Here is a 19742-nt window from a genome sequence, read left to right as displayed (position 1 = left end):
CCGATGCATTGACTTGTTCTTCGAACGCATAGTAGCTTCACCGCACCAGGTTTGTGAAACCTTTCAATCCGGAGGTCGCGATGACGCGCCAGGACCCCGGCCGGGCTCCTCTGCTGGAGGTGCGCGGCGTGACGAAGTCGTTCGGCGCGGTCGCGGCGGTCGCCGGAGTGAGCTTCGGCCTGCACGCCGGGGAAGCCCACGCGCTGGTCGGGGAGAACGGCGCCGGCAAGTCCACGATCGTCAAGATGCTCGCCGGGGTGCACAAACCCGACGACGGCACGCTGCTGCTCGACGGCGAACCGGCCGAGTTCGGCTCCCCGGCCGACGCGAAGGCCGCCGGCATCGCGGTGATCTACCAGGAGCCGACGTTGTTCCCGGACCTTTCGGTCGCCGAGAACATCGTGATGGGCCGCCACCCGCGCAAGAGCCTCGGCCGGATCGACCGGGCGGCGATCCGCGCGGAGGCGGAGCGGCTGTTCGCCCGGCTCGGCGTCCGGATCGACCCGGCCCGCCCGGCCCGCGGGCTGTCGATCGCCGACCAGCAGATCGTCGAGATCGCCAAGGCGCTCAGCGCCGACGCCCGCGTGCTGGTCATGGACGAGCCGACCGCCGCGCTGAGCCGCGTCGAGGTCGAGCGGCTTTTCACCGTGGCGAGGGCGTTGCGGGAGGAAGGCGCGGCGATCATGTTCATCTCGCACCGCTTCGAGGAGATCACCGAGCTGTGCCGGCGCGTGACGATCATGCGCGACGGCCGGCACGTCTCCACCGATCTGGTCGAGGACGTCACCGTCGACGAGATGGTGAAGCGGATGGTCGGCCGCGACCTCGACGCGCTGTTCCCGAAGCAGGACGTCGAGCCCGGCGCGGTCGTCCTCGAAGTCGACGGCCTGGCGCGCGAAGGGGTCTTCCGCGACATCTCCTTCTCGGTCCGCGCGGGCGAAATCGTCGCGTTCGCCGGGCTGGTCGGGTCCGGCCGCTCGGAGGTCGTCCAAGCCGTCTTCGGCGTCGACGAGCGTGACGCCGGTGTCGTGAAGGTGAGCGGGAAGAAGCTCAAGGCGCACTCGTCGCGGGCCGCGATGGGCGCCGGCATGGCGCTGGTCCCCGAGGACCGGCGCCAGCAGGGCCTGATCATGGACCTTTCGATCGAGCGGAACGTGACGCTGCCGCGGTCCCGGGCGCTCTCGAAGCTCGGGTTCCTGACCGGCGCGAGCGAGCGGCAGGAGGCGCGGCACTGGACCGAACGCCTGCGCACCAAGTACCGCCGCCTCGGCGATCCCGTCGGCACGCTCTCGGGCGGCAACCAGCAGAAGGTCGTGCTGGCGAAGTGGCTGGCGATGGCGCCGAAGGTGCTGATCGTGGACGAGCCGACCCGCGGGATCGACGTCGGCACGAAGGCCGAGGTGCACCGCCTGATGTCGGCGCTGGCCGCCGAAGGCGTCGCGATCGTCATGGTGTCGTCGGAACTGCCCGAGGTGCTGGGCATGGCCGACCGCGTGCTCGTGATGCGGGAGGGCCGGATCGTCGCCGAGCTTCCCCGCGCCGACGCGACCGAGGACGCCGTCATGTTCGCCGCGATGGGCCAGGGAGCCGCCGCATGACCGTCACCAAAGAGGCCGCGCCGGCCGGGGCGGCGACCGTCCACTCGCGACGGTCGTGGACCGCGAACGTCTTCAAGGCCCGCGAATCCGGCATCGTGCTGGCTCTCGTCGTCCTGGTCGCGTTCACCGCGACGCAGAACTCCCGGTTCCTGTCCGGGCAGAGCATCCGAGACATCCTGCTCGGCACGGCGATCCTCGCGGTCCTCGCCGTCGGGCAGGCGATCGTGATGATCACCCGCAACATCGACCTGTCGGTCGGCTCGGTGCTCGGCCTCGCGGCGTTCGCCGTCGGCTCGCTGATGCGGGACAATCCGGGGCTGCCGGTGATCGTCGCGCTGCTGGCCGGGGTGGCCGTCGGCGCGGTGTGCGGGCTGCTCAACGGCGCGCTGGTGCGGTTCGGCCAGGTGCCCGCGCTGGTCGTCACCCTCGGCACGCTCTACGCCTTCCGCGGCGTCAGCTACTTCTGGGCCGGTGGCCAGCAGATCAACGCCGACAAGCTGCCCGCGTCGTTTCTCGGGTTCGGCACGGCGTCGGTGCTCGGCGTGCCGTGGCTGGTGCTCATCGCGGTGCTGGTGCTGGTGCTCGCCGGGATCGTGCTGCGCAGCTACCCCGCCGGGCGCGAGCTCTACGCGATGGGGTCGAGCCCGCAGGCCGCGCGGCTCGCGGGCATCCGCGTCGGCCGCAACACCAGCGCCGCGTTCCTGGTCAGCGGCGCGCTCGCCGGCCTGGCCGGGGTCCTGTTCGCCGCGCGGTTCGGCACCGTGGACGCGGCCGCCGGCACCGGCTACGAGCTGAACGTCGTCGCCGCGGCCGTCGTCGGCGGGGTCGCGGTGTTCGGCGGCAGCGGCTCGGCCTGGGGCGCGGGCCTCGGCGCGCTGCTGCTGACGGTCATCGGCAGCGCGCTGGCCGTCCTCGACATCAACCAGTTCTGGCAGCAGGCGATCGTCGGCGCGCTGATCCTGCTGGCCATCGGCGCCGACCGGCTGGTCGCCGTCCGGGTCGCCAAGGCACTGAAGAAGAGGGACTCCCATGTCTGAACCCGGGAACCGGCTCTCCAGGCTGCTCAGCTGGGACGCCGCCGTCGTCCTCGTGACGGTGATCGTGCTGGTCGTCGCCTCCGGCGCGGTCGAGAACTTCGGCACCAGCCGCAACTTCACCTTCCTGCTGCTCGACCTGCTGCCGATCGCCCTGGTCGCGCTGCCGATGACGTTCATCATCGTGACCGGCGAAATCGACCTCTCGGTGGCCAGCACGCTCGGCCTCACCTCCGCGGTGATGGGCTCGCTGTGGGACGCGGGCCTCTCGATCGAGACGATCATCCCGCTCTGCGTCGTCCTCGGCGCGGTCCTCGGCGCGTTGAACGGCTTCTTCGTCACCGTGCTGAAGCTGCCGTCGCTCGCCGTCACGATCGGCACCCTGGCCCTCTACCGCGGCCTGGCCTTCGTGGTCCTCGGTGACGGCGCGGTGGCCGACTTCCCGCGTGCCTACACGACCTGGGTCACCGGCACGATCGGCGACGGCCCGATCCCCAACGTCCTGGTCCCGCTGGTCGTGGTGGCGCTCGTCTTCGGCGTCGTGCTGCACGCGACCCCGATCGGCCGTGGCGTGTTCGCGGCCGGCGCGGGGGAGCAGGCGGCGCGGTTCGCCGGGATCCGCACCGGACGGCTGAAGTTCTGGCTCTACGTCGTCAGCGGCGCGATCGCCGGGCTGGCCGGGGTCCTGTGGACGCTGCGGTACTCCAGTGCCCGCGCGGACAACGGCTTCGGTATCGAACTGGCCGTCGTGGCCGCCGTGCTGCTCGGTGGCGTGTCCATCTTCGGCGGCAAGGGCACGCTCCCCGGCGTGCTCGCCGGGGTGGTCCTGCTGGCGTCACTGCAGAACGCGCTGCGCCTGCAGGACGTCTCGAACGAGGCGCTCAACATCGTGACCGGCGTGCTCCTGATCGTGTCGGTCCTGCTCCCCAACATCGTGACTTCGGTCCGGGCGGCGCTGCGTCGTCGTCATCGGGCTCCCAGTGCGGTAACCCCAGAAAGGTGACAAAGATGTCCCGACGGTTCCTCACCGGCGCAGTGTCGGCCGGGCTGGTGCTGGTCCTGGCCGCGTGCAGCGGTACGACCAAGAACGACAACGCCGGCTCCGGCGCCCAGCAGTCCACCGCCGCGGCGAACCCGAACGCCGCGGCGAAGGAGGGCGTCAAGATGGCCTTCCTGCCCAAGCAGCTCAACAACCCCTACAGCGACATCGAGGTCAGCGGCGGCAAGGAGGCCCTCGGTGAGCTGAAGGGCGAGTACAAGCTGGTCGGGCCGAACGACGCCAGCGCGTCGTCGCAGGTCAGCTACATCAACACGCTGATCCAGCAGCAGCAGGACGTCATCGGCATCGCCGCGAACGACCCGAACGCGGTGTGCCCGTCGCTCAACCAGGCCCGCGGCGCCGGCATCAAGGTCGTCGCGTTCGACTCCGACGCCGCGAAGGACTGCCGCGACGTCTTCATCAACCAGGCCACCACCCAGGGCATCGGCGAGGCGCTGGCCAAGCAGGCCAAGGACCTCTCCGGCGGGTCCGGCGAGATCGCGGTGCTGTCCGCGACGCCGAACGCCACCAACCAGAACGCCTGGATCGAGGTGCTCAAGAAGGAGCTGGCCAAGCCGGAGTACGCGGGCCTGAAGCTGGACAAGATCGCCTACGGCAACGACGACGACCAGAAGTCGTTCCAGGAGGCCCAGGGCCTGCTGCAGTCGTTCCCGAACCTCAAGGTGATCGTCTCGCCGACCACCGTGGGCATCGCCGCCGCCGCCCGGTACGTCAGCTCGTCGAGCTACAAGGGCAAGGTCGCGGTGACCGGGCTGGGCACGCCGAACCAGATGCGCGCCTTCGTCAAGGACGGCACGGTGAAGCAGTTCGCGCTGTGGAACCCGGCCGACATCGGCTACCTCGCCGCCTACGCCGGCGTCGCGCTCAAGTCCGGCCAGATCACCGGCAAGGAAGGCGAGAAGTTCAAGGCGGGCAAGCTCGGTGAGTACACGATCGGCGCGAGCGGCGAGATCGTGCTCGGCCCGCCGACGACGTTCGACGCGAACAACATCGACAAGTTCAACTTCTGAGATTCCCGGCCGGGTCGCGGTTCGCGGCCCGGCCGGGCTCCACAAAGGACGGACCGTGCCCCGATACTGCTTCTGCCTCCAGGTGAAGCCCGACCGGAGGGCCGAGTACGCGCGGCGGCACCGCGCGGTGTGGCCGGAGATGCGGCAGGCCCTGCACGACACCGGCTGGCGCAACTACTCCCTCTTCCTGCGCGAGGACGGCCTCCTGATCGGCTACGTCGAGGCGGACGACCTCGCCGCCGCGCAGGCCGCGATGGCGCGGACCGAGGTCAACGGCCGCTGGCAGGCGGAAATGGCCGAGTTCTTCACCGGCCTTGACGGCGGTCCGCCCGACGAAGGGTTCCAGTTGCTCGACGAAGTCTTCCACCTCGAACCCCCCACCGCCGCGGAAGGACAGTGATCGCCGTGGGTGACTTGACGGCCGTGAAACAGGCCCTGCGGGCCCAGCGCATCGAGACGCCGTCGTGGGCGTACGCGAACTCGGGCACGCGCTTCAAGGTGTTCCCGCAACCCGGCGTGCCGCGCACGCCGGAGGAGAAGATCGCCGACGCCGCGACCGTGCACCGGTTCACCGGGGTCGCCCCGAGCGTCGCCTTGCACATCCCGTGGGACCGCGTCGACGACTACGGCGCCCTGACCGCGTACGCGCGTGATCTGGGCATCGAGATCGGCGCGATCAACACGAACGTGTTCCAGGACGAGGACTACAAGCTCGGCTCGGTGACGAACCCGGACGCCGGGATCCGCCGCAAGGCGACCGACCACCTGCTCGAAGCGATCTCGATCATGGACGCGACGGGTTCTCGGGACCTGAAGCTGTGGTTCTCCGACGGCATCAACTACCCGGGCCAGGACGACATCCGCGACCGGCAGGACCGGCTGGCCGCCGCGTTGAAGGAGACCTACGACCGGCTCGGCCCGGATCAGCGGATGCTGCTGGAGTACAAGCTGTTCGAGCCCGCGTTCTACGCCACCGACGTCCCGGACTGGGGCACGTCCTACGCCCACTGCGTCGAGCTGGGGGAGCGGGCGACGGTGTGCATCGACACCGGGCACCACGCGCCCGGGACGAACATCGAGTTCATCGTGGCGTTCCTGCTGCGGGCCGGGAAGCTGGGCGCGTTCGACTTCAACTCGCGGTTCTACGCCGACGACGACCTGATGGTCGGGGCGGCGGACCCGTTCCAGCTGTTCCGGATCATGTACGAGATCGTCCGCGGCGACGCGCTGGACCCGGCGTACGGGATCGCGTTCATGCTCGACCAGTGCCACAACATCGAGGCGAAGATCCCGGCGATCATCCGGTCGGTGATGAACGTCCAGGAAGCGACCGCGAAGGCGCTGCTGGTCGATCGTGACGCCTTGCGCGCGGCCCAGCAGTCCGGTGACGTGCTCGCCGCGAACGCGGTGCTGATGGACGCCTACAACACCGACGTCCGGCCGCTGCTGGCCGAGCTGCGGGCGGACTCTGGGCTGGACCCGGATCCAGTCGCGGCCTACCACCGCAGCGGGTACCAGGAGAAGATCGTGGCCGAGCGGGCCGGCGGCACGCAGGCCGGATGGGGAGCATGAGCATGACCGTGCCCGAGGAGCTGATCGCCCGCAGCAACGCGCTGGGCGCCGACCCGCGGAACACGAACTACGCCGGTGGCAACACCTCCGCCAAGGGCGACGTCACCGACCCGGTGACCGGCGCGCCGACGGAGGTGCTGTGGGTCAAGGGTTCCGGGGGCGACCTCGGGACGCTCACGGAGGCGGGGCTCGCGGTCCTGCGGCTGGACCGGCTGCGAGCGCTCGTCGACGTCTACCCGGGCGTCGAGCGCGAGGACGAGATGGTCGCCGCGTTCGACTACTGCCTGCACGGGCGGGGCCGCGTCGAAGCACGCTTTCCCGCTGAGACGCCATCAGAGCCAGCGGCGCCATCGATCGACACGGCGATGCACGGTCTCGTGGAAGCGCCGCACGTCGACCACCTGCACCCCGACTCGGGCATCGCGCTGGCCACGGCGGCCGACGGGCCCGCGTTGACGAAGGAGTGCTTCGGCGACAGCGTCGCGTGGGTGGACTGGCGGCGACCGGGCTTCCAGCTGGGTCTCGACATCGCCGCGGTGAAGGCGGCCAATCCCCAGGCGATCGGCGTGATCCTCGGCGGGCACGGCATCACCGCCTGGGGCGCGACCTCCGAAGAGTGCCGGCGCAACTCCCTGGAGATCATCCGGAAGGCCGAGGAGTTTCTCGCTTCGCGGGGTGCCGCGGAGCCGTTCGGACCGGTCGTCCCGGGCTTCGAGGCGCTGCCGTCGGTTGAGCGGCACGCCCGGGCGGCCGCGCTGGCGCCGGTGATCCGCGGGCTCGCGGCCACCGACCAGCGGGTCGTCGGGCACTACACCGACAGCGAGGTCGTGCTCGAGTTCCTGGCGCGGGAGAAGCTCGCGCCGCTGGCCGCACTCGGCACGTCGTGCCCGGACCACTTCCTGCGCACGAAGGTCCGGCCGCTGGTGGTGGACCTGCCCGCGACCGCGCCGCTGGAAGACGTCGTCGCGCGGCTGAAGGAACTGCACGCCGAGTACCGCGACGCGTACCGCGCCTACTACGAGCGGCACGCCACGCCGGACTCGCCCCCGATGCGGGGCGCCGACCCGGCGATCGTGCTCGTCCCCGGCGTCGGGATGTTCTCCTTCGGCCGGGACAAGCAGACCGCGCGGGTCGCGGGCGAGTTCTACGTCAACGCGATCAACGTCATGCGTGGCGCCGAAGCCGTGTCGACGTACGCGCCGATCCCGGAGAGCGAGAAGTTCCGGATCGAGTACTGGGCGCTGGAAGAGGCGAAGCTGCGGCGGATGCCGAAGCCGAAGCCCCTGGCCGGGCGGATCGCCCTGGTCACCGGCGCGGGCTCGGGCATCGGCAAGGCCATCGCGCGGCGGCTGGCCGCGGAAGGCGCGTGCGTCGCGATCGCGGACCTGAACGCGTCCGCCGCCTCGGAGGCGGCCGCGGAGATCGGTGGCGCCGACAAGGCCATCGCCGTCACCGCCGACGTCACCGACGCCGGCGCCGTCCAGGCGGCGGTCGACGCGACCGTCCTGGCCTTCGGCGGGATCGACCTGGTCGTCAACAACGCCGGGCTGTCGATCTCCAAGCCGTTGCTGGAGACGACGGAGCGGGACTGGGACCTGCAGCACGACGTGATGGCCAAGGGCTCGTTCCTGGTCGCCCAGGCCGCGGCGAAGGCGATGGTCGGGCAGGGCATCGGCGGCGACATCGTCTACATCTCGTCGAAGAACTCGGTGTTCGCGGGCCCGAACAACGTCGCCTACGGTGCGGCGAAGGCCGACCAGGCCCACCAGGTGCGGCTGCTGGCCGCCGAGCTGGGCGCGCACGGCATCCGCGTCAACGGCGTCAACCCCGACGGCGTCGTCCAGGGCTCCGGCATCTTCGCCGGCGGCTGGGGCGCCCAGCGCGCCGCCGTGTACGGCGTGCCGGAGGAGAAGCTCGGCGAGTTCTACGCCCAGCGCACCATCCTCAAGCGCGAAGTGCTGCCCGAGCACGTCGCGGCCGCGGTGTTCGCGTTGACCGGGGGCGAGCTGACCCACACCACCGGCCTGCACGTGCCGGTGGACGCCGGGGTGGCCGCCGCGTTCCTGCGCTGAAGGAGGACTGATGACCCTGGATCGCATCGCGCCACGCCGCACCCACGTCGGCCTGGTCGCGGGCGGGCTCGGCGCGTACTGGCCCCAGTTCCCTTCGCTGCTGCCTCAGCTGGAGGCCTCCGCCCGGCGCGTCGCCGAGCGGATGTCCGAAATGGACTGCGAGGTCGTCGACGTCGGGTTCGTCTCCGATGCCCAGGAGGGCGCGGCCGCGGCGGAGAAGCTCCGGGTGGCCGGGTGCGACCTGATCGTCGGCTTCCTCACGACGTACCTCACCTCGAGCATGCTCGCGCCGATCGCGCAGCGGTCCGGCGCGCCGGTGCTGCTGCTGAACCTGCAGCCCACCGAGGCGATGGACCACGAGTTCTTCGACACCGGCGCGTGGCTGGCCTACTGCGGCGCGTGCCCGCTGCCGGAGATGGCCAACGCGTTCCGCCGGCTCGGGGTCGAGTTCCGCTCGGTGTCGGGGTACCTGGAGGACGAACGAGCCTGGACCCGCATCGAGCGCTGGATCAAGGCCGCCGGCGTGCGGGCCGCGCTGCGGCACGGGCGCCACGGCCTGCTCGGGCACCTCTACCCGGGCATGATGGACGTCTCCACCGACCCGACCCTGGTGTCGGCCCAGCTCGGCGGGCACGTCGAGATCCTGGAGATCGACGACCTGCGGGTGCGCGTCGAGAAGGTCACCGAGGCGGAAACCTCCGCCCGCGTCGCGCTGGCGCGTGAAGTGTTCACTGTGGACGAGTCCGTCGTGGACGAGGACTTCGCCTGGGGCGCCCGGGTTTCGGTCGCGCTGGATCGGCTCGTCGAAGACTTCTCGCTCGACTCGCTGGCCTACTACCACCGTGGCCTCGACGGCGAGACGCACGAGCGGGTCGGCGCCGGGTTCATCCTCGGCGCGTCCCTGCTCACCGCGCGCGGCATCCCGGCCGTCGGGGAGTACGAGCTGCGGACGTCGCTGGCCATGCTGGTCATGGACCGGCTCGGTGCGGGCGGCTCGTTCACCGAGCTGCAGGCGCTGAACTTCCACGACAACGTCGTCGAGATGGGCCACGACGGCCCGGCGCACCTCGGGATCAGCGCCCGGAAGCCGCTGCTGCGCGGGCTCGGCGTCTACCACGGCAAGCGCGGCTGGGGCGTGTCGGTGGAGTTCGACGTCCGGCACGGGCCGGTGACGCTGTGCGGGCTCGGGCAGCGGCGGGACGGGGCGTTCACGCTCATCGCGTCCGAAGGCACGGTCGCGCCAGGGCCGCTGCTGCGGATCGGGAACACCACCTCCCGCGTCGACTTCGGATGCGACCCGGGCGAGTGGACCGACGCGTGGTCGGCCAGCGGCGTCGCGCACCACTGGGCGCTGGGCACCGGCCACCGCGTCGCCGAGCTGACGGCCGTCGCCGACCTGCTCGGCCTGGAGCTGACCGTGGTGCGCGCGTGACGCGGGTGGCGGCGGTCGACCTCGGCGCGTCCAGCGGGCGCGTGATGGCCGGGACGGTCGATCCGTCGGTGCTGAGCGTCGAGGAGGTCCGGCGGTTCCCGAACGGCGGAGTGCGAGCGGGACCGGCGCTGTACTGGGACATCCTGGGGCTCTTTCGCGAGACCCTGGCCGGGATCCGGGACGCCGGTGCGCTGGACGGCGTCGGCATCGACTCGTGGGCCGTCGACTACGGGCTGCTGGACGACCGCGGCGCCCTGCTCGGCAACCCCGTCCACTACCGCGACTCGCGCACCGACGGCGTGCCCGGGAAGGTCGCCGCGTCGGTTTCCGCCCGGGAACTCTACGACGTGACGGGGTTGCAGCAGCTGCCCTTCAACACGCTGTACCAGCTGGTGGCCGAACAGGACCGGCTCGCCGCGGCCCGCACGATGCTGCTCATCCCGGACCTGCTGGGCTACTGGCTGACGGGTTCGATCGGGGCCGAGCGCACCAACGCGTCGACCACCCAGCTCTACGACGTGCGCGCGCGGGCCTGGGCGACCTCCCTCGCGGCCCGGGTCGGCATCCCGCCGCGGCTGCTGCCGCCGCTGCGCGACCCCGGCACGGTGATCGGCACGGTGCTGCCTTCGCTGGACCTGCCCGGTGTGCCGGTGGTCGCGGTCGGCTCGCACGACACGGCGTCCGCGGTGGTCGCGGTGCCGGCTTCGCCCGGGACGAACTTCGCGTACATCTCCTCGGGCACCTGGTCACTGGCCGGGCTGGAGCTTCCTTCGCCGGAGCTGAGTGACGCGGCGCTGGCCGCGAACTTCACCAACGAAGGCGGGGTCGACGGCACCATCCGGTTCCTGCGCAACGTGATGGGCCTGTGGGTGCTGTCGGAGACGCTGCGCACGTGGTCCGCTTCGGACCTGCCCGGGTTGCTGGCCGCCGCGGCCGGGTCCCCGGCCCTGGCGGCGGTGGTGGACATCGACGCGCCGGAGTTCCTGCCACCAGGCGACATGCCCGCCCGCGTCGAGGCGGCCTGCCGGGCGACCGGCCAGCGCCCGCCCACGGACCGGGCCGCGGTGGTCCGCTGCATCGTGGACAGCCTGGCCCTGGCCCACCGCCGCACGATCCACGAGGCGGCGCGCCTGGCGGGCCGCCGGGTCGACGTGGTCCACATCGTCGGCGGCGGCGCCCGCAACGAGCTGTTGTGCCAGTTGACCGCGGACGCCTGCGGAGTGCCGGTCCTGGCGGGCCCGGTCGAGGCGGCGGCGCTCGGGAACGTGCTGGTCCAGGCGCGGGCGCTGGGGGAGGACCTGCCGGACCTGGCGGCGATGCGGGCGTTGGTCCGCGAGACGCAGGAGGTGCGGAGCTACGAGCCCGCCGGCAACGCCGACTGGGCGGCCGCCGAGGCCCGCCTGTCCGGCTGAGCGTGCCGACGAACCGTGATCGCGGGAGACGCCCGTTGACGATCATCGTGACGCGCTAGATTCCCGGTATGGCCGAGACCCAGCGTCAACCCGTTCCCCGCGACGACAGCGGCGAACTCGACACCGCGACGGCGTTCCTGTCGTTCGCCCGCCAGTGTGTGCTCAAGAAGACGGACGGGCTCACCGAGGAGCAGCTGCGCCGGGTCCTGGTCGGCTCGGGCACGACGTTGCTGGGGCTGGTCCACCACCTGGCCGGCGCCGAGCGGGTCTGGTTCGGTCACCACGTCGCGGGCGGCGCGGATACCGGGGACGTGGAGATGGCCGTCCCGGACGGGCTCACCGCGGAGGAGGTCCTGGCCGGCTACCGCGCGGCGATCGAGGCGAGCGACGCGGCGATCCGGGCCGCCGGGGACCCGGAAACGCCCGTGGCGATCCCGGTCGACGGCAAGTTCCACACCCTCCGGTGGGTGCTGGCCCACATGACGAGCGAGACCGCCCGGCACGCGGGTCACGCGGACATCCTGCGGGAGCAGATCGACGGCGTCACCGGCCGTTGAGCGCTGGTTGTTCCGGACAGGTCCGGGACAGGTCCGCCGACTGGTCTGGACAACAGCCCGGCCGCTGTGCTCAGATCGGGACGACTTTTCCAACGTTGTAAACAGTCGGTCTCCTCCCGGAACGGAGTTCCGCCGTGCGGACGAGCAGAAGGAAACCCCTCCACCTGGCGTGCGCGCTGGCCGTCGCCGCGGGCGCGGTCGCGGCCGTGACCGTCGCGACCCCGGCCGCCGCCGGGCCCGCGCGCCAGACCGTCACCGCCGGGAACGCCCGCTTCCAGGTGCTGTCCCCGACGCTGATCCGCACGGAGTACGCGGGTGACGGCCGGTTCCAGGACTCCGCCACCTTCAACGCCGTCGGTCGCGGCGCGTTCACGCCGACGCCGTACACCTCGGCCGTTTCCGGCGGGGTGCTCACGATCCGGACGAGCGCGACGACCCTGACCTACCGGCTGGACTCGGGCCCGTTCGACGGTGGCAACCTCGAAGTGCGCACGACCGCCGGCGCGGCGCCCGTACTCGCGGCGCCCTGGCACCACCTGACCTGCGCGGTCGGCGCCCGGTGCGAGGCCGAAGACCTGACCGCCGACGGGCTCGGCGTCGCCACCGACCACGTGGGCTTCACCGGCGAAGGGTTCCTCGCCGGGTTCGAAAGCACCGGTGCCGCGGCGACCGCGGACGTCCAGGCCACCACGGCCGGGACATACACCCTGACCGCCCGTTACGCCAACGGCCAGGGCGGGGACGGCCAGTACGTCACGCGCACCCTGAGCGTGTCCGTCGACGGAGGCGCGCCGCGGAAGCTCACGCTGCCCGTGACGGGCGGCTGGGACACCTGGGCGCTCGCCTCGGTCCCGGTCACCCTCGGCGCGGGGCACCACAGCGTGCGCCTCGCGCGGACCGCGGCCGACTCCGGCAACGTCAACCTCGACGGCCTGGCGGTGCTCTCCGACGGCGCGCCGTTCCCGCCCGTGTCGGCCCGCGCGGTCACCGCGTGCCCGGCCGGGGTGAGCTGCGAGGCGGAATCGGGGCTCCGGACGGGCTCGGCCGTCGTGGCGGCCGACCACACCGGGTACGCCGGCCGCGGCTTCGTCGCCGAGCTGAACCGCGGCTCGACGCTGACCCACCGCGCGTCGGACGTCCCGGCGACCGGCACCTACCTGCTGCACGTCCGCTACGCCAACGGCGCCGGCGGCGACGGCCGCCACGAGACCAGGACCGCGCCGGTCACCGCGAACGGCGTGACCCGCACGCTGACCTTTCCGGTCACCGACGGCTGGGACGCCTGGAAGACGGCGTCGGTCCCGGTCGACCTCCGGGCCGGCGCGAACGACGTCGTCCTCGGTTGTCCCGACGACACCAGCTGCCACGTCAACATCGACACGGCCGCGGTCACGCCGTCCGGCGCCGCCGCCCCGCGGCCGCACCTCGCGCTCGGCGGCTACCGGCGCGGTCTCGACGGCGTCAACGGCGACAACGGCACGCCGTCCACCACCGAAGGGCTGCTGCACCAGGACGGCTGGTACCTGCTCGACGACAGCCCGTCCGCGCTGTACGACACCCGGACGCGCGCGGTGACGCAGCGGCCGTCGCACGGCGGAAACCCTTACCAGGACGGCTACGTCTTCACCTTCGGCCACGACTACAAGGCCGGGCTCCGCGACCTCGCGACGCTGACCGGGCCGCCCGCGCTGCTGCCGCGCTGGGCCTACGGCGTCTGGTATTCGGAGTACATCGACCGCACCGCGGCCGACTACCGGGACACCATCCTGCCGCGGTTCCGCGGCGAAGGCGTGCCGCTGGACGTCCTGGTGACCGACACCGACTTCAAGGCGCCCGACACCTGGAACGGCTGGCAGTTCGACCCGAAGAAGTTCCCCGACCCCGCCGGGTTCTTCGCCTGGTCGAAGTCCCAGGGGCTGCACAACAACCTCAACATCCACCCCAGCGTCATGGGTTCGGACCCGCAGTTCGCCCGCGCGCAGGCGACGGCGAAGGGCAAGCTCACCAAGTCGGCGTGCGGCACGGACTGCCACACCTTCGACTGGGGCGACCCGGACCAGCTCAAGGCCTACCTCGACCTGCACGCCGGGATGATGAGCCAGGGCAACGACTTCTGGTGGCTCGACTGGTGCTGCGACAGCTCCCGGTCGAGCCTGGCCGGCGTGACCCCGGACGCCTGGATCAACCAGCAGTACGCCGACCTGGCCGCCCCGGCGATCGGGCGCGGGTTCGCCGTCTCCCGCGCGTACGGGTCGCTGCAGGCCGGTGGCTACGGCGGGCCGGTGGGGCTGCCGACCGGGCCGTGGGCGGAGAAGCGGAGCACGCTGCACTTCACCGGGGACACGTCCTCGACGTGGGGAACGCTGCGGATGGAGGTCGGCGTGACGCCGGCGGAGTCGGCGGCCACCGGGATGTCGGCGATCAGCCACGACATCGGCGGGCACAACGACACGACCGGCCTGCGCGGCAGCGAGACCTACACCTCGGGCGGGCAGCAGCACCAGACGTTCAAACTGCCCGACGACCTGTACGCGCGGTGGGTGCAGCTCGGCACGTTCCAGCCGATCGACCGGCTGCACAGCAACCACAGCGACCGGCTGCCCTGGCAGTACGGCGGCGCGGCGAAGGACTCGGCGGCGAAGTTCCTCAACCTCCGCGAAAACCTGGTGCCGTACACCTACACACTGGCCCAGGAGGCCGCGACGACCGGCGTCCCGGTGGTGCGGCCGACGTACCTGGAGTACCCGGACGAGCCCGGCGCCTACGCGGCCGCGGGGAGCGAGTACTTCTACGGGCCGGACATGCTGGTGGCGCCCGTGACGTCCCCCGGTGCCCCGGCGGTCACCTCGGTCTGGTTCCCGCCCGGGCAGTGGACGGACTACTTCACCGGCAAGACCTACGCCGGCGGGACCACCCGGCAGGTCACGACGGATCTCTTGACGATGCCGGTGTTCCTCCGCGCCGGCGGCATCACGGCGACGCGGACGGCGAACGTCACGAACGACGTCCAGAACCCGCTGAACCGCGTGACGGTGACGGTCGCGCCGGGCGCCTCCGGGACGTTCTCGCTCTATGAGGACGACGGCGTTTCGTCGTCGCGCGGCACCACGACGAAGATCACGTACACCGAGCGGCGAGGCGCGCACACGGTGACGGTGGCGCCTTCGCCGGGCCGGTTCCCGGTGAGCGGTCGCGAGTGGACGGTGAAGTTCCTCGGCGTGGCCGCGGCCCCGGCCCGGGTGCGGGTGGGTGGCTCCTGGGCGCCGTCGAACAGCTGGAACTGGGACGCCGCAACACACACGCTGACGGTGACCGCCCCGGCGCACGCGGGCCGGGGACCGATCACCGTGACGTACTGACGTCCCGAATTAGGCCGAAAGCCCGCGTCACGGCGGTACTTTTGCCGCACCGGGCCGCGCCCGGGTGGCCTACCTTGTGGCGAATGTCGGACGTTACGACGACGCGCGTCCCGTTGTCCCGGGCCCGCCGGTGGACCTGGGGCCTCGTCGCGGTCGCGCTCGCCTTCGCGGTGTGGCACGGCTACGGCGTCACCGTGGCCCCGGAACGCCCGTTCTTCTGGATCGGCGTCGCGCTCGACGTGCTGGTCGCCGTGATCGCGTACGCGCTGGGCCGGAACTGGCCGCCGGAAGCCGTCTTCGAGCCCGGCGCCCTCGTGCTCGGGACGGCCCGCGTGCCGTACCCGGCCATCACGGACCTGCGGCGCGGCGCGGTGTCGGCGAAGCCGTTCTGGCTGGCCTTCTGGGTGCCGACGTCCCTGGTGGTCGGCCTGCTCGTCGCGCTGCGCCCGGCCGGCGACTTCGACCGCGAGGTCGTCGAGTTCGGCACGGGCACCGCCCGCACCCGGCTCCGGTGGCGTGACCACCGCGCCGCGGACCGGTTCGTCACGGCGGTGCGCGACGCGCGCCCGGACCTCGAGCCGCAGTACGGCGTCGACCCCGCGGCCTTCGCGAAGGACCGCGCGCCCCGGCTGGGCGCCGGCGGCGGCTTCCTCGCGTTCGGACTCGGTCTCTGGCTGTTCCTCGGTGGCTGGTTCGGGATGCAGCTGTCCGACCAGTCGCTCTACCGCGGCCCGTTCCCGGCGGAACCGACGTCGGCGGCGCTGCGGGACCTGACCGGCGACCTGTCCGGCTTCGCGCCGCTGCCCGGCGTCGCCCCGGAGTTCACCGAATGGCCCTGCGACCGGACGAACGACCTCATCCTCGGCCCCGACCCGGACGCGGCCGACCTGCACCTGAAGCTCGAGAGCCGGACCCTGCCGGTGGCGGAGGCCGGCGTGGTGGAGGACCGGCTCCGGGTGGCGGCGGGGATGGAGCCGGGCGAGTACCTCCACGGGATCGGCCCGGACAGCATCGACGCCGACGTGGACATCCCCGAAGACGACGGCCTCTACGTGGAAATCTCGACCGGCTGCGTCACCCGGGAAGCGGTGCCGGGGTTGCGGGACGACCTCACGAACCTCGCCACCGCCCTGGGTGCGCGATGAGGAGGGGCGACGCGGCGGAAAGGGATGGGCGCGTGGCCACCCCCAGCGGCCACGTGAGTCACCCCCAGCGGCCGCTGCGCCGCCCCGGGTCCTGTGTCTTGTTTCCGAAACACTGATCGGGAGTATCGTAGTCTTTCCGGGACATGCTGTGTCAAGTTTTCGGGACAGTTAGGCTGACAGGTGTCACGTTGCATGGCTGAGGGTGGTGTGTGGTGAGCGAGCAGCGCAGTTTCGCGGAACGGTTGGCGCATTTGATCGCGACCGTGCACCCGCCGGACCGCAAGCCGTACTCCTACCGGGAGATCGCGTCCGGCGTCGCCGAGCAGACCGGCGTGACCATGTCGGCGACCCACGTGCAGCAGCTCGCCGTCGGCGCGCGCAAGGACCCCAAGCGCTCGCACATCCAGGCACTCGCCCAGTTCTTCGGTGTGCCGGTGACGTACTTCTTCGACGACGACGTCGCCGGGCAGGTCGATCGGCAGGTCGAAGACGTCGTGGCCTGGCGCGACAGCGAAGCGCGGAACCTGGCGCAGCGGGCCATGCGGCTCTCGCCGCGCGACCGCGAAACCGTGACGGCGCTGCTGGACCAGCTCAGCAGCTACGACGACACCCGCCGCCGCGAAGGCCGGCGCCGGAAGCCGGAGTGACCGTCCGCGGTCGGCTACGATGACCTCGTCCGTGATCGCGCCCCGGTGCACCCGGCTGGCGCCCGGTGAGCGGGGAGGACCCATCGACGTGCGCGGCCTGTCGGAACTCCGTGCCGGGGCCCGGGAACGGGTGCGGACCGTGCTCGCCGCCGTCCCCCTGCCGCGGCCGTGGTCGATGAACGCCTGGGTCGACCGCCTCGAAGCCTGGCGCGGGCGCGAGATCGACCTCGTCCCGGTCCGCTACCGGCCCGGGCAGCCGTCCGGCGCCTGGCAAGCCCGCCCGGACTACGACCTGATCGCCTACACCGAGCACACGTCGGCGCTGCACCAGGACCACATCATCGCCCACGAGCTCGCCCACATGCTGTGCGCGCACACCGGCACCTGCCTGATGTCGGAGTCCGAAGCCGCCGAACTCGCCCCGGACCTCGCGCCGAATGCGTTGTCGCATCTGCTCACCCGGGTCACCAGCGGCACCGACGAGTACGAGGCCGAGCTGATCGCCGTGCTCCTGATGAGCGCGGCGACGAGCGAACCACCCGCCGTTCAGCCGGGCGCGTCCGGCCGGGCGGCCGATCAGGCTAGGCGGCTGGCGGCACTCCTGGGATAGTGCGGTCCCGTGATCGACATTCTGTTCCTCGGGGTCGGGGTTTTCGCGCTGGTGGCCGGGATCTGGCGGGCCGTCCGCGCGCGACGCACCGGCGCGGGCGCCGGCGTCGCCGTCTCACTCATCGCGCTCGGCGCGGCGTTCTGCTTCCTGTCCAACCGCGCCCAGTACGTCGAAAGCGCGCTTTACCCCAGCCTTGGCCGGCTGCTGTCGAACCTGGCGACCATGGTCGCCGCATACGGCATCGGGCTGACCGTCGCGGAGATCAGCGGCACCCGCGACCGCGGCGGGCGCGTTCGGTTGGCGGCGCTGGGGGTGGCGCTGACCCTGCTGACCGTCATGTTCTTCAGCACGCCGGACCTGCCGCGCGGCATCGGCCTCTTCGACGAGCTGTACCGCACCCACCCAACGCTGGTCGTCTACGTCTTCACCTACACCGTCTACCTCGGCTTCGCCGTCCTCGACATCGGAGTGGTGGCCGCGGTGACGATCCGGGCGAGCGGCGGCGCGCTGCGCGCCGGGCTCGCGCTGTTGCTGCTGGCATCGGCGTTCGCCGTCGCCTACCTCGCCGGCAAAGTCGTCGCGACGAGCCACGCGCTGCAGGCCGACCACCCGGCGAAAGCGTTCTGCCGCGGGCCGTTCTCGACGCTGCCGTGCACGCTCGACGTCGGCTTCCCGGCGGTGTCGGTGCTGCTGATCGTGCTCGGGCTGACGATCCCGTCGGTGCCGGGGCTGGTGGCGGCGCGCCGGGACGCGCGGACGCTGCGCCTGCTGCGGCCGCTGCGGACGCACCTCACGCGGCGGTTCCCGGAGATCGTGCGCATCGACCCGGGCGGGCCGTCGCGCCGCGAGCGGCTGCTGACGGCGATGAGCGAAACCAACGACGGCCTGATCCTCGCCGGGGTGACGCCGGACCTGGCGGCGCCGGCGGCCGCGCGGCTGGTGCGCGACCTCCCGGACGAGCCGGGGGAGGCGGAACCGTCCGCCGCGGGAACGGAACCGTTCGCCGCGGACGTGGCGCGGCTGCGGGCGATCGCCCGTGCGTACTGCCGGTTGGACAGTGCCGCGCCGGGACACGGGATGGCCGATCCGGCGCGGTGAGCCGGCTTCCGTGCCAAGTCAGGCGGGAGCGGAACCGGCGCTGCCGCCGAAGGGGACCGAGAGCCGCGGCTCCCACCCCTGTTCGGTGAGGGCCACCAGTTGCAGCGCTTCCGCCGTGTCGGCCAACGGCAGCAGCGGCCGGACTTCCGCGGCGACGCGCTCGAGGACCGCGTCCTCGCCGCCCATCGCCACCGTCAGGTGCGCGGCCGGGCGGGCGCCGAACCGGCCGCCGTAGGGCGGGACTTCCGGCCAGCGCGCACAGACCGCGTCGGCGATCGGCTGCAGCGAAGGCGCCGGTATCGCCGCGAAGCCGCGCGTCATCACGAAATCGGTGAGCCGCACCTCGACGGGCGGCCAGGCTCCGGCTAGCTCGCGGACCGCGGCGGTGACCTCGTCCGTCAGCTCGCCGTCCGGCAGGAACGGGTACAGCGCGGTCACGTGGGCGGCCAGGCCGGGACGGACCAGGGCGGGGTCGACGCGCCGAGCCGCGGCGAGCACGGGTTCGGCGGCGGGCAGCAGGATCACCAGCGCGGTGGTTCCGGGTTCGGGCACCTCCGCATCATGGCAGGCGGAAGTTCGCGCACTCCTGGCTGCCGGCCACGCTCGCTCAGGCGGCCGCGCGCACCGGGAACCGGCCCGAGCGGGCCAGGGCGAGGCTGCGCCGGCACAGTTCCACGAGCTCCTGGTTGGCGCGGCTGAACGGGTAGCGGCCGCAGAGCCCGCAGCTGATGGTCACCTCGCCGGCCAGTTCGTCCACCGCGACGAGCGCCTGGTGGTCGCAGCGGCGGCACCAGCGGTAGCCGATCGCCGGGTTGGCGTGCACCGGGGACGACACGCAGTCGTGCAGCCACCGCCGGTGCGTCCGGCAGGTGACGCGGTCGGTCGGGTCGAGCCCGCCGGCGTCCTCCCCCCGGTCTTCCTGCACCAGCGTCGAAGCCAGCAGCGGCTCCCGCGCCGCGGCCGGCCGGTCCTCGGGATTCGGCGCGGCCCACGCGTGGTGGTCGCCGCATCGGCACTTGTCGGTCATGTCGCCCCCAGTGGTCGGGCTGTTCGATGCCTTGAGTGTGAGCGCGGCCACGCACGGTGGACAACCGGGAAAACGCTCAGTTTCGCCAAGCGGCGACCCGGCCGCGGCG

At 72.1% G+C, this 19742-nt stretch carries 17 protein-coding genes; 15 read left to right on the top strand and 2 right to left on the bottom strand.

The features are described from left to right. The first annotated feature begins 80 nt into the window (after positions 1–80). The 15 genes from AB0M82_RS05225 (at position 81) to AB0M82_RS05155 (ending at position 18606) form a co-directional block, all read left to right on the top strand. On the top strand, positions 81–1598 hold the full coding sequence (locus tag AB0M82_RS05225) for a sugar ABC transporter ATP-binding protein (protein WP_364717849.1): 1518 nt from the start codon (positions 81–83) through the stop codon (positions 1596–1598). Then, positions 1595–2635, top strand: coding sequence for an ABC transporter permease (locus AB0M82_RS05220; RefSeq protein ID WP_364717848.1), 1041 nt, complete (start codon positions 1595–1597; stop codon positions 2633–2635). The genes AB0M82_RS05225 and AB0M82_RS05220 overlap by 4 nt, the downstream gene beginning before the upstream one ends. After that, complete coding sequence (locus AB0M82_RS05215) at positions 2628–3635, top strand: ABC transporter permease (protein WP_364717847.1); 1008 nt, start codon at positions 2628–2630, stop codon at positions 3633–3635. The genes AB0M82_RS05220 and AB0M82_RS05215 overlap by 8 nt, the downstream gene beginning before the upstream one ends. Before the next feature lie 5 nt (positions 3636–3640). Beyond that, the gene (gene rhaS, locus AB0M82_RS05210; RefSeq protein ID WP_364717846.1) at positions 3641–4702 is read left to right on the top strand and encodes a rhamnose ABC transporter substrate-binding protein; all 1062 of its coding nucleotides are present in this window, start codon (positions 3641–3643) and stop codon (positions 4700–4702) included. A gap of 55 nt (positions 4703–4757) precedes the next feature. After that, complete coding sequence (locus AB0M82_RS05205; protein WP_364717844.1) at positions 4758–5102, top strand: L-rhamnose mutarotase; 345 nt, start codon at positions 4758–4760, stop codon at positions 5100–5102. Next, positions 5099–6274: an L-rhamnose isomerase gene (rhaI, locus tag AB0M82_RS05200; RefSeq protein WP_364717843.1), complete on the top strand. Its 1176-nt coding sequence runs from the start codon at positions 5099–5101 to the stop codon at positions 6272–6274. The genes AB0M82_RS05205 and rhaI overlap by 4 nt, the downstream gene beginning before the upstream one ends. 2 nt (positions 6275–6276) lie before the next feature. Then, positions 6277–8346: a bifunctional aldolase/short-chain dehydrogenase gene (locus tag AB0M82_RS05195; protein WP_364717842.1), complete on the top strand. Its 2070-nt coding sequence runs from the start codon at positions 6277–6279 to the stop codon at positions 8344–8346. Between the two features lie 10 nt (positions 8347–8356). Beyond that, complete coding sequence (locus AB0M82_RS05190; RefSeq protein WP_364717840.1) at positions 8357–9778, top strand: L-fucose/L-arabinose isomerase family protein; 1422 nt, start codon at positions 8357–8359, stop codon at positions 9776–9778. 5 nt (positions 9779–9783) lie between these two features. Beyond that, entirely contained in the window at positions 9784–11190 is a 1407-nt protein-coding gene (locus tag AB0M82_RS05185) for a rhamnulokinase family protein (RefSeq protein ID WP_364718026.1), read from the top strand. A gap of 68 nt (positions 11191–11258) precedes the next feature. Beyond that, positions 11259–11747 carry a DinB family protein gene (locus tag AB0M82_RS05180; RefSeq protein WP_364717838.1) on the top strand — a complete coding sequence of 163 codons (489 nt, stop codon included), beginning with the start codon at positions 11259–11261 and terminating at the stop codon, positions 11745–11747. 134 nt (positions 11748–11881) lie between these two features. Beyond that, positions 11882–15106 (top strand): TIM-barrel domain-containing protein, encoded by a 3225-nt coding sequence (locus AB0M82_RS05175; RefSeq protein ID WP_364717836.1) that lies wholly within the window; start codon positions 11882–11884, stop codon positions 15104–15106. 83 nt (positions 15107–15189) lie between these two features. Continuing rightward, entirely contained in the window at positions 15190–16251 is a 1062-nt protein-coding gene (locus tag AB0M82_RS05170; RefSeq protein WP_364717834.1) for a hypothetical protein, read from the top strand. A 212-nt stretch (positions 16252–16463) separates the two neighbouring features. Then, positions 16464–16898 (top strand): XRE family transcriptional regulator, encoded by a 435-nt coding sequence (locus AB0M82_RS05165; RefSeq protein WP_364717832.1) that lies wholly within the window; start codon positions 16464–16466, stop codon positions 16896–16898. Positions 16899–16917: 19 nt separating this feature from the next. Continuing rightward, complete coding sequence (locus AB0M82_RS05160) at positions 16918–17508, top strand: hypothetical protein (protein WP_364717830.1); 591 nt, start codon at positions 16918–16920, stop codon at positions 17506–17508. A 9-nt stretch (positions 17509–17517) separates the two neighbouring features. Continuing rightward, complete coding sequence (locus AB0M82_RS05155; protein WP_364717829.1) at positions 17518–18606, top strand: hypothetical protein; 1089 nt, start codon at positions 17518–17520, stop codon at positions 18604–18606. 18 nt (positions 18607–18624) lie between these two features. Here the strand turns inward: AB0M82_RS05155 and AB0M82_RS05150 are convergent, their stop codons facing one another. Together AB0M82_RS05150 and AB0M82_RS05145 are read right to left on the bottom strand one after the other, a co-directional pair. Then, complete coding sequence (locus tag AB0M82_RS05150; protein WP_364717828.1) at positions 18625–19158, bottom strand: 2'-5' RNA ligase family protein; 534 nt, start codon at positions 19156–19158, stop codon at positions 18625–18627. Between the two features lie 55 nt (positions 19159–19213). Next, positions 19214–19633: a hypothetical protein gene (locus AB0M82_RS05145; protein ID WP_364717827.1), complete on the bottom strand. Its 420-nt coding sequence runs from the start codon at positions 19631–19633 to the stop codon at positions 19214–19216. Between the last annotated feature and the right edge of the window lie 109 nt (positions 19634–19742).

Origin of the sequence: Amycolatopsis sp. NPDC051128 (assembly GCF_040682715.1) — a bacterium.
Classification (GTDB): Bacteria; Actinomycetota; Actinomycetes; order Mycobacteriales; family Pseudonocardiaceae; genus Amycolatopsis.
The sequence above is the reverse complement of the archived record's forward strand: the minus strand, read 5'-3'. Positions and strand labels throughout refer to the sequence as shown.

Excerpts from the sequence above, each read along its gene's own strand:
- AB0M82_RS05225 (WP_364717849.1), top strand. The coding sequence starts at position 81 with ATGACGCGCCAGGACCCCGGCCGGGCTCCTCTGCTGGAGGTGCGCGGC.
- AB0M82_RS05220 (WP_364717848.1), top strand. The coding sequence starts at position 1,595 with ATGACCGTCACCAAAGAGGCCGCGCCGGCCGGGGCGGCGACCGTCCAC.
- AB0M82_RS05215 (WP_364717847.1), top strand. The coding sequence starts at position 2,628 with ATGTCTGAACCCGGGAACCGGCTCTCCAGGCTGCTCAGCTGGGACGCC.
- rhaS (WP_364717846.1), top strand. The coding sequence starts at position 3,641 with ATGTCCCGACGGTTCCTCACCGGCGCAGTGTCGGCCGGGCTGGTGCTG.
- AB0M82_RS05195 (WP_364717842.1), top strand. The coding sequence starts at position 6,277 with ATGACCGTGCCCGAGGAGCTGATCGCCCGCAGCAACGCGCTGGGCGCC.
- AB0M82_RS05190 (WP_364717840.1), top strand. The coding sequence starts at position 8,357 with ATGACCCTGGATCGCATCGCGCCACGCCGCACCCACGTCGGCCTGGTC.
- AB0M82_RS05180 (WP_364717838.1), top strand. The coding sequence starts at position 11,259 with ATGGCCGAGACCCAGCGTCAACCCGTTCCCCGCGACGACAGCGGCGAA.
- AB0M82_RS05170 (WP_364717834.1), top strand. The coding sequence starts at position 15,190 with ATGTCGGACGTTACGACGACGCGCGTCCCGTTGTCCCGGGCCCGCCGG.
- AB0M82_RS05160 (WP_364717830.1), top strand. The coding sequence starts at position 16,918 with ATGACCTCGTCCGTGATCGCGCCCCGGTGCACCCGGCTGGCGCCCGGT.
- AB0M82_RS05145 (WP_364717827.1), bottom strand. The coding sequence starts at position 19,633 with ATGACCGACAAGTGCCGATGCGGCGACCACCACGCGTGGGCCGCGCCG.